The 975-nt window shown below is 30.3% G+C and carries 1 protein-coding gene; it reads right to left on the reverse strand.

Annotated features, from left to right (window positions below):
* The coding region (locus CLPUN_RS09280; protein WP_341424729.1) for a transposase at nt 1-803 on the reverse strand (803 nt) is incomplete at its 3' end.
* Between the last annotated feature and the right edge of the window lie 172 nt (nt 804-975).

The following is a 975-nucleotide window of genomic DNA, read 5'->3' on the forward strand; positions in this document are numbered from 1 at the left end:
CAACTTATAAGATTATGTGTTATGAATACAAGCCATAAGAATCCGTATATTCCAAGAAACTTTCTGGTTCTTAAATTTTTTATTTGGTATATATTTTTAGCCATTTTAAAGAAAGCCTCTATGGTTTGACGTTCGTTATAAAAATGAAATAATTCTACGGCACTCATCTCATTGAGATTTATGTTTGTTATGAGCAAGGAATATTTCAGTTTGCCTCTAGATGATAATGTCTGAACTATAATATATCTAAGGTTATTTGTTTGTGGCAATTCATAAACCCAGGCAGCTTTATCGGCTTGAATATATTCAGCATAATCTATCCCTTTTGTAAGATTGCTAGCTGTTTTAGTTGAATATCCTTTAGTAATAAATTTTAACTTTGGAATTGAAAGTAATTTTTCAACATTATCAGTTGAACCAAAACCGCTATCAGTTCTTAATATTAAGTTATCACTATTTAGCTGATCTCTATATTTGGATATTATAGATTTTAATAAATCGTCATAATGATCAGTACAGTGAGAATTACCTGAATCTAAAAACATTGCAACTGTTTCTGAATGCTTGCCAGTAAATGCTGTAGCTAATTGATAGCCACTTTGGTTTTTCTTTTTAGAAAAATAGCCTTTTTCAGATAATTCAAAAGTTTTGACATTTGCAATTAAACCAGTTTGATCATCACAATCTACGACTGCTCTCTCATGAGAGTGAGCCAAGTTACTATTTTCTATAAAAAGATCATGATGAATAGCTTGTAATTGGGTTATACTATCATGGTCAAAACGCCTGATAAGTTCATTAATCTGCTATTGATCGGGAACAGTATCCATATCAAACATATTTAGCGCTAATTTTTCTCCGCCAAGCTTTTCATTGATATCTTTAGTTGTTTCACAACCAATTGCTATGGACATAATAGTAACAATAAGTTTTTGATATACGGAATATCTTACTTTTTTCATTTTGAGCTTAAAG

This window comes from Clostridium puniceum (genome assembly GCF_002006345.1).
GTDB classification, from domain to species: domain Bacteria; phylum Bacillota; class Clostridia; order Clostridiales; family Clostridiaceae; genus Clostridium; species Clostridium puniceum.